We start from the raw sequence: 16,516 nt of genomic DNA on the forward strand, positions 1-16,516 counted from the left end.
GGAACCCCTCACATGCACGTGTCGCCTTCGCATTCACTCCCTTTGATCGGCATGACCACGCCACGCGAGGACACGGCCACGCCCTGCCACCGACAAGTGTTAGCGCAGATCGAGCGATTCGATACATTGTCCGATGCTGCCTGCGCAGCGCTTGACGAACCCCCTGAGGCAGCTCTCGCACTAGGCCTGTTGTTACGGCTAGCGGAGGAGGGTATCCCCGCGCACGATCTGATGGCGCTCGATGAGCCGGTCATCGAACAAGTGACGCAACTTCACGCCGAACATCCGGCGCTCGTCAAATTCTGGTTAGCCGGATTGCCGTCCCGATTGGCGAATCGCAAGCCGTGGCAATCCGTGCAAGACGTTTGCCATGCGTCGCTGACCCGTCAAGCGTTGCGCGATCTTGAGCGGTCCATCGGGCGCCGCGACGTCGATGTTTCCGAGGGGGCTGACTACGGCACCCGTTGGCGCAGCTACTTCACGCACTGGCGGGCGCAGATCGTCGACACGATGCGCCATTTGATGCTGCTGGGTTCCGGTCATGAATGGCAGCCGCCTGCGCGCGACGCCTTGACCGCGCGCGGCATTGACACGGACGCTACCGCCGACGTTAATGCCGACGCTAATGCCAACATTAATGCCAACGTTCACGCCCTTGCCGCCGTTGCTGAGAGATCCCACTCGCCAACATCGCCCACCTTTCAGCCTTACGCACCGCTGCCGGATTTCACACGAGCGGGGAAGGCGGGTTATCTGATAGCCCTGCTATATGGCCTCGCCGTCGTGAATCGCCCCGAGCCCGTTCATGGCACAGCGCGCCTGCCTCGCGATCCAGATCCGTCCGTGTTCGCGCACCTCGCGCAGATCACGGCAGATGGCTGGGATGCATTTCTGGAGACAACGGCAGGCGTCAACGCGCTGGCTCAGCAGCTGCTCGATACCCCTTTGCCGTTCGACCCGCTGCGTATGCCCGTGGCCGGTGCCCAGTTGCCGCCGGGTGCGCAATCGCGAGCCTTCATATTGGGTCCGGCGCCGCTGCCGCCCCATCGACAACGCGAGTTCAACGCCACCTCCCCTGCGCTTCAGCGTCTGTTCGATATCGCCAATCTCTGGCGCCATCGCGCGGCGCTTCATCATGAACAACAAATGTCGTCGGGTCCGGCGCTGTTGTTCACCCCGCCACCGAGCGAGACTCACCTGCTCCTGAATCTGCTCGACCGAGCCTCGGAACTCGCGGGCCTCGATGTCGACGCACTCGTTCTTAGGCGCGTCAGCCCGAGCGCACCGGACTCGCGCGTGAATCTGGTTCACTACTGGACGTTGCGACAGGCAGCGCAACTCATGCGCTCGGGCAAGCTCGATATTCTTCAACCCGATAGCGACACGTCATTCTCCGTCAGCGAGAAGACACCTGCCGGCGCGATTGTGATGCCGCCCAGCGTGATGAGCGCCACAGCCTTTGCCGAACTCGTCACCACGTGGCGCACGCAATGCGAGGCCAGAAACCGCCAAACTTGGCAACCTCACGAATCGTTCGCAGCACTCGTGAACTCGACCGATACCGTTTCGTTGCAGCGAGATATGGCGCTGAGTGATCTCACCATCGCCTATGAGGCCGGGTGGCTTTCTCACCGCGCCATGCGCTTGGGACGCAGCGGACTGCTCCCCACGAACGCCGTTGCGAGCAAACCGGCTGCCGTCAATGTGTACCCGCTCCGGTTCTCGTTCCCTCGGGACGGCATCACCATCGTCGCCCCGCCAGCCGGCACGTTTGTGTTGTGCGAGCAACCGCGAAGCGGCATGACCCTGCTCTTCATGATGGGTGAACCGGTCGCGTGGCGAGAGTTTTCAAGCCCGCAAGCGCTGGTGCATGCCGTCGAGAAGAACATTGAAGGGGTGCGCGACAGTTTGCACACACGCCTTCCCCACGCGTTTTTAGCAGCGTCTGCGCAGCACACCCTTTCTGTAGGGCTCGATTCCCGTGCGGCGGTGGCGCCCTTGACTGTGGCGGCGAACGCGACAGTGGCGGTCATCAACGCTGAGTTGCCCCTTCTCGCCGCCCAGTCGCAGACAAGCGGGCGCATTGCACAGTATCGACGCTGGATCGATGGCGCTTCCACCGGCGATCTGGAACGCGATGTCACGCAGGCGAGGGCCAACGCCAAGGCTCGCGTTCATCCAACATTTACCCACGGCCTGACGTGGACGGCATCGGATATCAGCCACATCGAGCACTACCAGACACTGCGCGGCGACCTGTCGTTCGCGTTGCCCGAACCCCGTGAAATCGCGCGCCAGTACGTGATATCGACGATGTCTGCAAATCGGGTCACGGGGGTCGACCCCGATGAACTCTTCGTTCGGTTCGATCGATCGCTTCGGCCGATTCGACTGCCGGATGCCCTCATCTATCGGGCGGCGAGGCCGACGGCAGAGCCGGTCGGCTCGTTACTGCGAATGCGAGACGCCGAATCCATGGAACCTTGGCGCCCTGGAAATTCGCGCGAAAACCGTGCACTGGATGCAGACGAACTGGTCGATCAACGCTCGGCAACCGCCTATCTTGCGCAAGTCAGCAACGCGTTCGACACACTTTGGCGCGAGCATTTCGACGACATCCGCCAGTCGCTCAAGGGCGAATTCATCGCTCAGTGCTGGCTGGGCAATGCGTCGCAAGCGCTGTCCTGCGAGGTCATGGAAATTGCGCAGCGCATGGCCGGACCGATCGAACTGAGCCGGTTGAATCGTACGGTGCTCCGGCAAAAAATCCCGACGCCGGACGTCCAGCGCGAGTGGCTGAAGATTCAGGGCCACCCAACATCGCTGATGGCGGTCTCCATCGCCGGAAGACCCGCCGTGCTGTTGCTGGCGGGCTATGCCGATGGTCTGCATGTCGACGGCTTCAAAGACCGCAGTGCGCTCACGGCGTGGTTCGATACGCAAACGCGTAGCACCGAGGGGCGCGAACGGCTGGCCAGTGCGACATCCGTGGCCAGCACCATGCCCTCCGGCAACGACTGGCTCAGATATGCCAGCATCGATGGGCAAGGCGAGCCGATCCCGACGGGGACTGGCACGTTCACCGCCTTGACTCAGGCGTACAAGACACGACTGTCGCGCGGTTTCGAGCGCATCGACAATCCCCACACGATGCTGGTCAATGTGATGCGCTATCTCTCACAACTCGACCTGCTTGTCGGCATGGGAACCTGGCTTGCCCCGGAATTGCGCCCGTTCAGTGCCACGATGGCGATGATCGATGCAGGCTTCGGTGTCGTGGGCGTGAGCGTCGGCGGGGCGACCGGCGATGCAGCGCTACTTCGTCAGGGATGGCAGTCGCTGGCCGCAGCCATTGGGGGGCAGGGACTCGCCACGGTCCGTTTCAAGGCACGTGCACTCATTACCCGGGACCCACGTTTCCTGTTCTTCGTCGACGAGGCCCCCAATGCGCGAGAGGCCCTGATTCCGGGGCTGTATCGCACGCAACAACGCCTTTACGCTGCCGTTGATTCGAACACACGCACGTACCTGTCGTTCGACGAACCGACCGGCTTTTTCCGAGCCGTACGAGGGCCGGATTCGATCCGCTCACCGGAAGCCGGGCCGCTCATGCGACTCTCGCCCGGGGGGCGCTGGCATACGGTCTCGCCGGACGATCTCCCCACGGCGCCGTTGGAAGATCCGCACATCGGCTGGCATGTCGATCAGCGCTTTCGGGCGCGCTACGATCTGTTGCGTGCACGGCGCAATCCCGTGTTCGAGGAGGCAAGGCGCGCCAGTGCCAACGCGGGCGCCGCCCAGGCTGCGCAGAATACGGCCGCGTCGCGGTCGAGCTTGCGATTACTTAAGCTGGAATTTCTCGACCGGTCGATCCGTGACCCGGCTCAGCTCGGCGCATTGGCCGGGCGAATCGAGACGGCACAGAATGCCGTCGACGCCACCGAGGCCGTCGGATTGAGTCCAATGCGCCAACAGGCCGAAGCGGCGGGCGCACAGTATCTCCAGCTCGCACAGCGCCCTCATACCTATCTTGGCCATGTCCGGCGTGGCTTGGCTCGCGTGACGGCGCTCAACGCTCGCACGGGGCCTATCGAGTTAATGCCCGCCTGGTTTAACGAAATCGCGACACTCCCGCCCGCCGCCTCCGCATCGTTTATGGAGGATTTGAGCCTTGCGGGCACCATCCCCGAATCGCTTATTTTCACCGAGACGCGCAGTGTTCCCCTTGCCAATCTGGAGGGTATTTTTGACGATATGCAGGGGCCCTACCGTGTATTCGAGATGCGCGCCGGAACGCGCACAGTGCTGATCGGACGCCGACCGCATAGCGAGCAAGCCAATGTGTATTTCTTTTTGGATCCGAATGTCGCGTTCGTTTCGACGACGCAGCGAAATCAGTTGATCAGCATGGCGCGCGCCCATCTGGAAGCCATGTCCGGGGAATATGCGATTGCGCGGCAGAATGGCGCATCCATCGTGACGCTCTCGGAAGTCGATGTGCAGCGTCTGGCCGACGCGTCGATCGTACGTGATTTCGAAGAGGTGATACCGATGCATCAGGCGTTCGGCATCTAGCTGCCGAACGCGCGCGAGGCGGCGGTTCTTTGGTGCGCTTATGCCGCGCGGTAGGCCGTCACGGATGCGTCGTCGTCGAGCGCTTCGGCATTGGCGCGCGCAAACGCCTGACCGATGAGCAACACGCTGGGCTGCGTCGCGTCGAACCAGTGCGCGGCGTCGCCATCGCGCAATGCACCGAGGGTGAGCGTGACGCGACGCTCGCGCGACGTCGTAGCCGCTTCGACAATGGCGACCGGCGTCGATGCGAGCTTCCCGGCGGCGATGAGTTCGGCGGCAATTTGCGGCGCCGAGTCGCGGCCCATGTAGTACACCAGCGAATCGGCCGAGGCGTGCGCGGTGATTTCCGCGGAATCCGGCGCACGGCTTTGCGTGGCAAATGCCACGCTACGGGCAACGCCGCGCAGCGTGAGCGAGCTTTTCAGCGACGAAGCACTGGCCAACGCAGCAGTAATTCCCGGCACCACTTCCACGTCGATACCTACGGCTTCCAGTGCGCGCAGTTCTTCGTCGGCGCGGCCGAACAGCATCGGATCGCCGCCCTTCAGGCGCACCACAAGCGCGTGCGTGCGCGCGTTGTCGATCAACTGCTTGTTGATGAAGTGCTGCGCGCTCGAATGCTTGCCGCAACGCTTGCCCACCGCAATCAGCTTCGCCTGTGGGCAAAGCGCCAGCATCTCCGGCTCGACCAGGGCGTCATGCAGCACGACGTCGGCTTGGGCAAGCAGGCGTGCGCCGCGCACGGTGATCAAGTCAGCGGCACCGGGGCCGGCACCGACCAGATAGACCTTGCCGGGAAGCGTGGCGGATTGCGAAGAAGTTACCGTCATGATTACGCCGCCAGCGAGCGGATCATGCCCGCAGCGACCGTGTGATGCGTCGCTTCGTCGATCAGCACGAAAGCGCCCGTAGCGGGATTCGCATCGTAGGTGTCGGCCGTGATCGGCTTTTGCAAGCTCAGTTGCACGCGGCCGATGTCGTTCATCGCGAGCGTGGTCTTTTCCGTGCCGTGCAGCAGCGTGGTCACGTCGAGCACCGTATCCACGCTGCCGATCTTCACGTACACCGAGTTCGTCGATTGCTTGAGCACGTACTTGCGCTGCGGCGCGAGGGCATCCTCGTCGAACCAGCACACGTCGGCCGACAGCTTGCGCGACGGTTGCAGTACCGACTCTGCGGCGACGAACGTGTCGCCACGCGACACATCCACGTCTTCCGACAAACGAATCGTCACGCATTGACCGGCAAACGCATCTTCGAGCAAACCGCGCGGCCCGACGATTTCGGCAACCGTTGCATCACGGCCAGCGGGCAGCACACGCAGGGCTTGCCCCACGCGAACCGAACCCGATTCCACACGGCCCATGTAACCGCGGAAGTCGTCGGCATGCGAGCCATCCTGACGCGCGACCAGTTGTACCGGGAAGCGCAATTCGCCGCCCGTTTGCGTCACCGGCAGCGACTCGAGCACGTCGAGCAGCGGCTCGTCCTGATACCAAGGCATGCGCTCGCTGGCGAGCACGATGTTGTCGCCCTTGAGCGCCGACACCGGCACGAACCGCACGTCTTGCAGGCCCAGGCGATGTGCCAGTTCCAGATAAGCCGCGCGAATCGCGTCGAACGTGGCTTCGCTGTAATCGACCAGATCCATCTTGTTGATGGCGACGATCACGTGTTGCAAGCCCAGCAACTTCACGATAGCGCTATGGCGCTTCGTTTGTGCCAGTAGTTCGGTGCGGCCGTCGACTTCGGTCACGCGCGTGGCATCGACCAAAATGATCGCGGCATGCGCCGTCGAGGCACCGGTGACCATGTTGCGCGTGTATTGCTCGTGGCCCGGCGTGTCCGCGATGATGAACTTGCGGCGTGCGGTCGTGAAGTAGCGATAGGCCACGTCGATGGTGATGCCTTGCTCGCGTTCGGCTTCGAGGCCGTCGGTCAGCAGCGAGAAGTCGATATCTTCACCTGCGGTGCGCTTGTGCTTCGCGCGTGCGAGGGCCGACAACTGGTCGGTCAGCACGGCCTTGCTGTCATACAACAGGCGGCCGATCAACGTGCTCTTGCCGTCGTCGACGCTGCCCGCCGTAATGAAGCGCAGCACGCCGAGGTCTTCTTGGTGAGGGGTCAGGCTCATGGTCAAATCCACTCGAATTCTTGGCCCCGGTGCTTGCGCATTCGCTGCGGCAGGCACCGGTTGGGCCGTTATTTCCGTTTGCTCGATAGCTTGTCAGGCTGCGATGTTCTGCGCCGGTCGACTTAGAAGTAGCCTTGCTTCTTGCGCTGTTCCATCGCCGCTTCGGACGCTTGATCGTCCATGCGCGTGGCACCGCGCTCGGTGATGTCGGTCACGGCCGTCTCGGCGATGATCTCCACCGGGCTGGCGGCAACGCTGGCTACCGGGCAAGTGCAGCTGATGTCGCCGACCGTGCGAAAACGCACCGAGGCGTACTCGCTCGACTCGTCGTCTTGCTTCGGCGTGAGCGGCGTTACCGGCACCAGCAGACCGTTGCGGCGCACGATCTCGCGCTCGTGAGCGTAGTAGATCGACGGCAGATCGAGCTTCTCGCGGGCGATGTATTGCCACACGTCGAGTTCGGTCCAGTTCGAAATCGGGAACACGCGCAGGTGTTCGCCGTTATGCAGGCGCGCGTTGAACAGATGCCACAGTTCCGGGCGCTGCGCCTTCGGGTCCCACTGGCCGAATTCGTCGCGGAACGAGAAGATGCGCTCTTTCGCACGCGCCTTCTCTTCGTCGCGGCGCGCGCCGCCGATCATCGCGTCGAAGCCGTGCTCGGCAATCGTCTCGAGCAACGTGACAGCCTGTGCGGCATTGCGCGAATCGGTTTCGCGACGTAGACGCACCGTGCCGCGCTTGATCGAGTCTTCCACATGGCCGACCACCAGTTCGGCACCGAGTGCCTTGGTATGACGGTCGCGGAACTCGATCACTTCCGGATAGTTATGGCCGGTGTCGATATGCACGAGCGGGAACGGCAGCACCGTCTTGCGGTTCGGGCCCAGGCCGAAGGCCTTGAGCGCGAGGTGCAACACCACGACCGAATCCTTGCCGCCCGAGAACAGCAGTGCAGGCTTGCGGCACTCGGCCACCACCTCGCGAAGGATGTACATCGATTCCGCTTCGAGCCAGTCCAGATGGTCCATCCGCGCGCCGCTGGCCTGCGCGACTTCGTGCATCGCACCCATAGTGTTCCTTTCCTTGACGATTCCGTGATTCGGTTTTGCTTCGACGCGCTACTCGCGGGTTACGGCGGCATCGCGTCGCTTCAGTTGTGGGTCTCGCGTGCGTTAGTTCGATTGCACCGTGACCGGGATCTTGCTCAGGTTGCCCGCGTGCAGCCCGCATTCCTTGCTGTCGCGCGACTCCCACCACCAGCGGCCCGCCCGGCTGTCTTCGCCGGGGCGGATCGCACGCGTACATGGTTCGCACCCGATGCTCGGGTAGCCGCGGGCGTGCAGCGGGTTCACCGGCACATCGCGCGCCGTGAGGTACGCCCACACTTGCGCTTCGGTCCAGTCGAACAGCGGGTTGTACTTAGCGATACCGCGTGCGTCGTCCTGCTCGGCGAACGCCAGCTCACCGCGGGTGACCGACTGCTCGCGACGCTGGCCCGTGAGCCATGCGTCGGCATCGGCCAACGCACGCCCCAGCGGCTCGACCTTGCGGATATGGCAGCAAGCCTTGCGCAGATCCACGCTTTCATAGAAGGCATTGGCACCGTGCTCGCTGACGTACTGTTCAACGGCTTCGGGCTGCGGGGTGTACTGCACCACGTCGTAGCCGTACTGCGATTTGATCCGGTCGATCATGCCGACCGTCTCGTCATGCAAACGCCCGGTGTTGAGCGAGAAGATCGTGATCGGCAGTTGCTGGCGCAGGATGACGTGCGTAATCAGCATGTCTTCAGCGGCCAGGCTGCTCGCGAACTTCACGTTGCGATGCAACGACGTGATGCGTGCGAGACGCTCGGCCAGCACGGCCTCCATCTCATCGAGCAGGGCGGCGTCCAGATGTTCTGCCTGCGCCGACGCGGCGGCCGGGGCAGAAATCGGGGATGCCGGGGCCGCAGACGCCGTCGGCTGCCAACGGGATTCGTTTCGCATATCGCGAATTCCTTGTTTTATGTGGGGGTGTCAGCCGACCAGCTTCACTGCTGCAAGCGTGAGCGTGGCCGCCAGCGCCCCGCGCACGATGCGCTCGGGCAAATGGCGGGTAAGCTTCGCGCCCAGCCAGATACCAGGCAGCGAGCCGATCAACAAACTGCCGAGCAGTGCCCAGTGCACCGTGTCGAGCCAAATATGGCCTAGCGCTGCGATGGCGGTGAGCGGCACCGCGTAGGCGATATCGGTACCGGCAACCTCGGCGGGTTCCAACTGCGGGTAAAGCATCAGGATCAGCGTCGCGCCCACGGCACCGGCGCCAATCGAGGAAATCGTCACGAGCACGCCGATCACGGCGCCTACTAATACAGTGGCAATCGTCTGGGCGCGGCCGGTCAGTTGCCAATTCGGGTGTGCGCGCAGCGCGGCGAGCAACTTGGCCCGGAACAGCAGCGAGAGCACGGTGAGCAGCACCGAGGCCGCAATCGTCAGTTTGATGACGTGCAATGCGCTCTCATCGATACCGCCAAGTCGCTTCAGGCCGAGAATCGTCACCAGCGCCGCCGGCAGTGCGCCGATCGTGAGACGTCGCACGATGTGCCACTTCACATGGCCGTGCGAGCGGTGCGCCACCGTGCCGAAGCTTTTCGTGATGGCCGCGAACGCCAGATCGGTCCCCACCGCCACCGGAGCGGCGTAGCCCAGCAGGAGCGTGAGCAACGGCGTCATCAGCGAGCCGCCTCCCACGCCGGTCAGGCCGACCAGCAGGCCGACGCCAAATCCGGAAATGGGTTCGAGCCACAGCGACATGAATGACGTTCCTGGTGGGGTCTAAATACCTGAAAGGAATAACGTTATCGAAACAGTGGCACCCACTGTAATGAAAACGCTATATACTTCAAACGAATTAAAAATTGTTTGTATATTTTCTAAAGTTATACAAATGAACCTGCACCAGTTCAGATTTGTGCGCGAGGCCGTGCGTCAGAATTTCAATTTGACGGAAGCTGCCAAGGCGCTGTTCACGTCCCAGCCGGGGGTTTCGAAGGCGATCATCGAGCTTGAAGAAGAGCTTGGCGTCGACATCTTTGCCCGCCACGGCAAGCGCATCCGAAACCTCACCGAGCCGGGGCGCATCATTTTCGAGTCCGTCGAGCGGATCTTGTTGGAGGTGGAAAGCCTCAAGCGGATCGGCAAGGACTACGCCGCCCAAGATCAGGGCAACCTGACGATTGCGACGACGCACACGCAGGCGCGATATTCGCTGCCGCACGCGGTGGCGGAGTTCAAGCGCCGTTATCCGAAGGTGCGCTTGTCGATTCTGCAAGGCAGCCCGACGCAGATTGCCGAGATGGTGCTGCACGATCAGGCCGATCTGGCGATCGCGACCGAAGCCATTGCCGGTTATAAGGATCTGGTTTCGCTGCCGTGCTATCAGTGGCAGCACGTGGCCGTGGTGCCGCCCGATCACCCGCTGTTGCAGTTGCCGTCGGTCGGCATCGAAGATTTGGCGAAGTACCCGCTGATTACTTACGATCCGCAGTTTGCCGGGCGCGCCAAGATCGATCAGGCGTTTGCGCTGCGTCATGTGCAGCCGGACATCGTGCTCGAGGCCATCGACGCAGACGTCATCAAGACTTACGTGGAGTTGGGGCTTGGCGTGGGCATTCTGGCGGGCGTGGCGTTCGACCCCGAACGCGATCGCAACCTCCGGGCAATTCAGGTCGGCCACCTGTTCGGCACGAACGTCACCCGCGTGGCGCTCAAGCAAGGCGCTTACCTGCGCGGCTATGTGTATACGATGGTCGAGCTGCTCTCGCCGATTCTCACGCGCAAGCTGGTCGAGCAGGCGTTACGGGGCGAGCACGAAAGCTACGAGCTGTGATGTCGCACGCGGAGCGCAATGTGTCAGGCAGCGCTTCGGGCCGCACACCTAGCCTGACCTCGGGTCGCACGTTGCTCTGCGCATAACCTCGTCGTACCGTTCACCCCCAGGCGCTGCTATCTATTAGTAGCGCCTTTGTTTTATGCGGCACAGCAGCCTGTCTTTTGACAGCGTTTGCGCGGCCCGCAGCGTACGGTATCCTTGCGTGATTCGACCAAAAGGAGACCCCATGCGCTCACCCCTTCGCGGCATTCGCCTGTCGGGCGTACTGCTCGCCGTGACCCTCGCGGGCGTGGTGACGGCAGCCCGTGCCGACATTACCGTCGGCATCGATCTATCGTCGACCGGCCCGGCAGCCGCCATCGGCATCGCCAGCAAGAACGCTATGCAACTGTGGCCCGACGAGATCGGAGGACAGAAGGCGCATTACATCTTCCTGGACGATGGTTCCGACCCCGGCACCGCCGTGAAGAATGCCCGCAAGCTCATGAGCGAGAACAAGGTCGACGTCATCGTCGGCCCGAATATCACGCCGAGCGCCCTGGCCATGCTGGACCCGATTTCGGAGGCCAGCACGCCGATGATTACGCTCATCGGGTCGGCCGTGGCGGTGGAGCCGCAGGATGCCAAGCGCCGCTGGGCCTTCAAGATGGCGGCCAACGATTCCGCGATGGCCGACGTGATGACGCGCTACATGGCGAACCACGGCATCAAGACGGTGGGCTTCATTGGGTTTGCCGATGCCTATGGTGAGAGCTGGTGGAAAGAGTTCTCGAAGTTTGCCGAGCTGCGCAAGCTGAAAATCGTGGCACAGGAGCGTTTCAACCGCACCGACACGAGCGTGACCGGGCAAGTGCTCAAGCTGATGTCGGCCAAGCCCGACGCGATTCTGGTGGCTGGGTCGGGCACACCTGCGGCGCTGCCGCAGCGCACGCTGCAAGAGCGTGGATACGCCGGGAAGATTTATCAGACGCACGGTATTGCCACCTACGACTTCGTGCGCGTGGGCGGCAAGGATGTCGAAGGCACGCTGTTCCCGACGCAGCCGGGCGTTGTCGCGAAGACGCTTCCGGCGGGGCATCCGGCGCGCACGGCCGCGTTGGCGTTCACGAAGAAGTACGAAGCCAAGTATGGCGCCGATACGGTGACGCAGTTCGCTGCCGATGCTTACGGCGTGTGGGATCTGCTCAATGACGCGGTGCCGCGTGCGGCCAAGACGGCGCAACCGGGTACGCCGGCGTTCCGCGCTGCGTTGCGCGACGCGCTCGAATCGACGCATAACCTGGCGATTCCCAACGGCATCATGAACCTGAGCCCTGCCGATCACGTTGGGCTGGATCAGCGGGCTGGCGTGATGGGTCAGATCAAGAACGGCAAGTTCGTGTACGTCTCGGATTGATCGCGGCATGACGACATACACCATTGCATTTATCGGTCTGGGCGCGATGGGCGGCCAGATGGTGCGGCATTTGATGGCGGCGGGTCATCGGTTGCATGTTTATGCGCGACGCCCGGAAGCGGCCACGGCCTACGTCGATGAAGGCGCGCGAGCGTTTTCGAGTCCGGCGCAGGCTGCGGCGCAAGCCGACTTCGTGATCACCAACGTGACGACCACGCATGACGTGGAGCAAGTGTTGCTGGGTGAGGACGGGGTGATTCACGGCGCGCGGCCCGGTACGATTTGCATCGACCACAGCACCATTTCGGCGGAGGCGACGCGTCGAATGGCGGCGCGCTTGGCACGCGAGGGCATTCAGTTGGTGGATGCGCCGGTGTCGGGTGGGCCGTCGCGGGCAGCGGATGCCTCGCTGTCCATCATGGTCGGCGCTTCGCAAGACGCTTTCGAGAAAGTGAAGCCGATATTAGCCACCTTGGGCACGACGATCACGCATGTGGGCGACACGGGCGCGGGTCAGGTGGCGAAGGCGTGCAACCAGATCGTTCAGGTGATCAACATTCAGGGGATTGCCGAGGCCATGTTGTTTGCGGCGCGTAATGGCGTCGATCAAGACAAGGTGATCGAAGCGATTTCGCAGGGGTTGGCCGGGAGCCGGATGCTCGACATGATGGGGCCGAAGATGGCGCATCGGGATTTTTCGGCGGGCATCGAAGCGCGGCTGCACGACAAGGATTTCTCGATGATTCTGGAAGCGGTGGCGGATGCGGGGCTGGCATTGCCCGCGTTGTCGCTGGTGAAGGGGCAATTGTCGGCGTTGATGGAAAATGGCTGGGGTCACGACGATACGTCGTCGCTTCTGCGCGTGCTGGAAGGTCAGCAACAGTTGCACTGAGTGCGTGACGCGCCGGGTTCGGGCGGGTCATTGCCCGGTCTGGCGCGCGATATTGCAGATGGGGTTGTCGACATCAAAAATATCGGTCATAATCTCGCCTTCGTCCGGTAGCTAAACAAGCCCATCTGACGAGTCACGCTGCGACACCGTTCGGTGAACGCACACCTGCCCAGGTGGTGAAATTGGTAGACGCAGGGGACTCAAAATCCCCCGCCGCAAGGCGTGCCGGTTCGATTCCGGCCCTGGGCACCACAACAGCCTTATCTGGCTAACACTCCCAGAAATGAAAACGGCCCGCCAACCTTGACGGACCGAAATCGCATCTACCCCATCACCTTTGGCGTCATCCCTGCCCCTGGGGAGTGCAACACCCGGCTCGGGCTGATTAATTTGTTCGATACCACGGCCGCTTGCGCGAACGTATCGAAATAAATGGCGTGCTCTGAATCCTTCACGTGTGCGCGCCGGATCTCCTGCTCCGCTTCGACCCACGCGTACCCGAGGAACTTGCCGTGGTTCAGAAACCAGATGACGTAGCCCTCTCGCGCGAGCGATTCTGGCACCGCGCGCGGTTTCGCCTTTCTGGTACGCCTACGTGTCGCCCGTGTGCGCTTCGGCGGTTTCGTGAGTTGCTTGGGGTTAGTGCACTGCGCGGGTTGCGTGTCATCGTCTTTCGCGTCACTCATGAATCGCTCCTTAAATGGATGCTTCCCAACCAAATGGGGGGCACATCCATCATCGCAGCGGGACCGTCACTTGAGTTTCAGCAACTTCCGAATCGCGTGACACAACGCGTTGACATTCGATAAGCGCCGGTCCTTTTCCCATGCTTTTGCCGGTACGGGGCGAAATTCAGTGCGATCAACCGTCCTTCGAGATGAAGTACGTCGCAGCAACAAGTGCGGTACAAACCGTGATTAGCGTACCGATTAACCGCCAAGTCATCGCGCCTATGGCCTGATGCATCTCAACCCGCAGTCCGCTGATCTCCGTGCGCACCCCGTGGATCTCCGAGAAGACTGTCTGACGTAGTTCGTGAACATCCTCCTTGACGCAGGCAATCTCGGCGCTCACCTCCTTTCGCACCTTGGCAAATTCAGCGCCCATTTCGTGCCGGACTTTGCCAAACTCAGCGCTCATTTCCTGCCGGACTTTGCCAAACTCAGTGCTCATCTCCTGCCGGACGTTGCTGAACTCAGTGCTCATCTCCTGCCGGACCTTGCCAAACTCGAGATGCATATCCGAACGCAAGCCACCCACTTCCCGAGCCAAATCCTCCTTAGTGGCAAGCGTCGGCAGCACCGCTTCAATTTTCGTTACGCGTTCGTGAAGCCTCATGCTGTCGTTCCTTTCATTGCTGAAGGTATCGTCGATACTTTCGCGCACCTGGCGCGGGTCAAATTTCCGGAGTGTTCCCATCTTTACCTGCACCTTCCGCGACGACGAGACTTCCGAACTGTCTTGTCGTTGCGGGTTGAATACGAAGTGCAGCCACGAGCATTTCACGAAGAAACAAGGGCATTTACCAAACTTTCCACCCAGCCCTCACGCACACTCGCCACCGCATGGAATCACTCTATCCCGTCACCCCACCCTGTTGGTTCTGCGTAGTCCGTACTTCCCCCTGATCGAGATACGCCACCACCTCCTGCGCCGTCGCGCGGGCACTACGCATCACGCCGATTAGCGTCGCCGAGGCGTATCCCGTCCACTCGCCGTAGCCAACCAACCACAGCCGCGGCTCGTCAACCGCGCGTGTGCCTTCCAGACGAATCCGATCCTCTGCGTCGGTAATTCCCAGCCCAGCCAAGTGCGCCAACGCCGGACGAAATCCCGTACACCAAATCACCACGTCAACGGGCGTGTGCAAGCCATCCGTCCACACCACCCCATCGTCCACAAATCGCGCGAAGGGCCTGACGCTACGCAACGCGCCACGCTCGCGTGCCGCCCGCACGGACGGCACCATCACGATGTGACCGAGCCCGCTATCGGGGTAGGGATCAGGTAACCCACGTTGCTTCGCTTGCCATCGTGCCGTCGCCCGCTCAAACAGCACGCGGCCGTCGACGTCATCAGGCAAATAGTCTGGCGGCGTCAGCGTGACCCACGTTGCCTCGCATAGCGACGAGACTTCAGCGAAAATCTGCGCGCCCGAATTTCCTCCCCCGACCACAAGCACACGCAAACCTTGCAAATCCTGTGCCCCGCGATACTCCGCCGAGTGCACCTGCCGGCCGCGAAACAGCGTCTGCCCCGGATACTCCGGAACGAACGGCGCACGCCACGACCCCGTCGCACTGACCACCGTTTTCGCGATCCAATCGCCCCGATCCGTTTGCACACGCAGGCCACCCCCGTCGCCTGCCGGAACGACGCCCTCAACACGAACCGGCCGCTCCACCGGCACGCCATACCGCGCTTCGTATGCACGCAGGTACTGCACCACATCGTCGCGAGAAGGATAGTGCCGCTCGCCCCCCGGCATCGGCCATCCGGGCAACGAACTCCATTGCGCAGGCGAGAACAGTCGTAACGACGGCCACGCGCGCTGCCACGCGCCGCCCGCTTCGGGCTGATCGTCGAGCACCACGTAATCGACCTGCCAGCGCCGCAAAAAATACGCTGTCGCCAGTGCCGATTGCCCGCCACCGATCACCAACGTGTCGACACGCCTCGGCAACAATTCGCCCCGCTCGCTCATACGTTGCCCCTTGCATTCGTCTCCTCCACCGCATCCACCTCGCCCGCTTCGTCACCTTCGTCCAGCGCATCCACCTCATCGCGCGGGCCCACCTGCCGGAAATACCGTCCCGGCGATTCCCCGAACGCGCGTCGGAACATCGCAATGAAATTGCTGGGTGTGGAATAGCCGAGCGAATCGGCAATGGTGCTGACGGGCTCGCCCCGGGCGAGATGCTCAAGCGCATTCACCAGCCGCGCCTGCTGACGCCACTGCGTGAATCCCATCCCCGTCTCGGCAACAAAGAGCCGCCGTGCCGTGCGTGACGACACCCCGGCATGTTGCGCCAGCGACTCCAGCGACGCCTGTCCGCCAAGATCCGCCAGTACCGCTCGCGCGATGCGCACCACTCGGGAATCGATCGGCATCGGCAAGCTCAACGGCTCGGTGGGCGCTCGTTCGATCTCGTCGACCAGCACTTGCGCCAGCCGCAACTCGTCATCGGTCAATTCGTCGCGCGAGGCCCACGTCACGGCCCGCTTCACCAGCGCCGCCAGCAACTCCGAGACGCCAACCACTCGCGGTGTCACCGGCAAACGCCCGGCCGCCGACGGTGCCACCAGAACAATCCACCCGCTGACCACCCCGATAAACGCCACCCGGTGCGTCATCCCCGGCGGAATCCACCCGGCGCGATAAGGCGGCAACAACCACGAGCCATGCGGGGTATGCACGTGAACCAAGCCCGAGTGAATACAGAACAACTGGCCCCGTACGTGCGTGTGCCAATCCAGCTCGCGCGTGCCCATCTTGAAGAGGCTGCGCTTATGGTCGTCCCCGCCAAACGCCCAGATCGGCGGCCCATCGAGCCGGTCGTTCGGTTTGTAGCGGGCGAAAGGCGAGTCGGAAAACGAGATCAGCAACTCGTCGGTATCCAAGGGAGGCAGGTCGGCAGTCATCAGT

Annotated in this window: 13 protein-coding genes and 1 tRNA gene; 5 read left to right on the forward strand and 9 right to left on the reverse strand. The window is 62.5% G+C overall.

Features of this window, described 5'->3' with window-relative positions; translation table 11 throughout:
• The first annotated feature begins 51 nt into the window (after positions 1–51).
• On the forward strand, positions 52–4,575 hold the full coding sequence (locus tag ACPWR9_RS22105) for a dermonecrotic toxin domain-containing protein (protein ID WP_426300749.1): 4,524 nt from the start codon (positions 52–54) through the stop codon (positions 4,573–4,575).
• Between the two features lie 38 nt (positions 4,576–4,613).
• On the opposite strand, the gene cobA is transcribed toward ACPWR9_RS22105, so the two are convergent.
• The 5 genes from cobA to ACPWR9_RS22130 form a co-directional block, all read right to left on the reverse strand.
• Positions 4,614–5,405: a uroporphyrinogen-III C-methyltransferase gene (gene cobA / locus ACPWR9_RS22110; protein WP_426300751.1), complete on the reverse strand. Its 792-nt coding sequence runs from the start codon at positions 5,403–5,405 to the stop codon at positions 4,614–4,616.
• 2 nt (positions 5,406–5,407) lie between these two features.
• A complete protein-coding gene (locus ACPWR9_RS22115) occupies positions 5,408–6,709 on the reverse strand; it encodes a sulfate adenylyltransferase subunit 1 (protein WP_426300753.1) in 1,302 nt (433 codons plus the stop codon).
• A 122-nt stretch (positions 6,710–6,831) separates the two neighbouring features.
• Complete coding sequence (cysD, locus tag ACPWR9_RS22120; protein WP_426300755.1) at positions 6,832–7,779, reverse strand: sulfate adenylyltransferase subunit CysD; 948 nt, start codon at positions 7,777–7,779, stop codon at positions 6,832–6,834.
• Between the two features lie 102 nt (positions 7,780–7,881).
• Positions 7,882–8,697, reverse strand: a complete 816-nt coding sequence (locus ACPWR9_RS22125) for a phosphoadenylyl-sulfate reductase (protein WP_426300757.1) — start codon at positions 8,695–8,697, stop codon at positions 7,882–7,884.
• A gap of 30 nt (positions 8,698–8,727) precedes the next feature.
• Positions 8,728–9,504: a sulfite exporter TauE/SafE family protein gene (locus ACPWR9_RS22130; RefSeq protein ID WP_426300759.1), complete on the reverse strand. Its 777-nt coding sequence runs from the start codon at positions 9,502–9,504 to the stop codon at positions 8,728–8,730.
• A gap of 133 nt (positions 9,505–9,637) precedes the next feature.
• Between ACPWR9_RS22130 and ACPWR9_RS22135 the strand changes: the two genes are divergently transcribed.
• The 4 genes from ACPWR9_RS22135 to ACPWR9_RS22150 all read left to right on the forward strand — a co-directional run bounded on the left by ACPWR9_RS22135 (position 9,638) and on the right by ACPWR9_RS22150 (position 13,122).
• Positions 9,638–10,579: a CysB family HTH-type transcriptional regulator gene (locus ACPWR9_RS22135; protein ID WP_426300761.1), complete on the forward strand. Its 942-nt coding sequence runs from the start codon at positions 9,638–9,640 to the stop codon at positions 10,577–10,579.
• 229 nt (positions 10,580–10,808) lie between these two features.
• Positions 10,809–11,978: an ABC transporter substrate-binding protein gene (locus ACPWR9_RS22140; protein WP_426300763.1), complete on the forward strand. Its 1,170-nt coding sequence runs from the start codon at positions 10,809–10,811 to the stop codon at positions 11,976–11,978.
• A 7-nt stretch (positions 11,979–11,985) separates the two neighbouring features.
• Complete coding sequence (locus ACPWR9_RS22145) at positions 11,986–12,870, forward strand: NAD(P)-dependent oxidoreductase (protein ID WP_426300765.1); 885 nt, start codon at positions 11,986–11,988, stop codon at positions 12,868–12,870.
• Positions 12,871–13,037: 167 nt separating this feature from the next.
• A tRNA-Leu gene (locus ACPWR9_RS22150) sits at positions 13,038–13,122 on the forward strand.
• Positions 13,123–13,193: 71 nt separating this feature from the next.
• Here the strand turns inward: ACPWR9_RS22150 and ACPWR9_RS22155 are convergent.
• The 4 genes from ACPWR9_RS22155 to ACPWR9_RS22170 form a co-directional block, all read right to left on the reverse strand.
• Positions 13,194–13,556, reverse strand: coding sequence for a hypothetical protein (locus tag ACPWR9_RS22155; RefSeq protein ID WP_426312912.1), 363 nt, complete (start codon positions 13,554–13,556; stop codon positions 13,194–13,196).
• A gap of 175 nt (positions 13,557–13,731) precedes the next feature.
• Entirely contained in the window at positions 13,732–14,289 is a 558-nt protein-coding gene (locus ACPWR9_RS22160) for a coiled-coil domain-containing protein (RefSeq protein WP_426300769.1), read from the reverse strand.
• A gap of 157 nt (positions 14,290–14,446) precedes the next feature.
• Positions 14,447–15,574 carry an ArsO family NAD(P)H-dependent flavin-containing monooxygenase gene (locus ACPWR9_RS22165; RefSeq protein WP_426300771.1) on the reverse strand — a complete coding sequence of 376 codons (1,128 nt, stop codon included), beginning with the start codon at positions 15,572–15,574 and terminating at the stop codon, positions 14,447–14,449.
• Positions 15,571–16,512: an AraC family transcriptional regulator gene (locus ACPWR9_RS22170; protein WP_426300773.1), complete on the reverse strand. Its 942-nt coding sequence runs from the start codon at positions 16,510–16,512 to the stop codon at positions 15,571–15,573. Before ACPWR9_RS22170 ends, ACPWR9_RS22165 begins: the two co-directional genes overlap by 4 nt.
• Positions 16,513–16,516 lie beyond the last annotated feature (4 nt).

The sequence above is a fragment of the Pandoraea pneumonica genome (genome assembly GCF_049918595.1).
Lineage (GTDB): Bacteria > Pseudomonadota > Gammaproteobacteria > Burkholderiales > Burkholderiaceae > Pandoraea > Pandoraea pneumonica_A.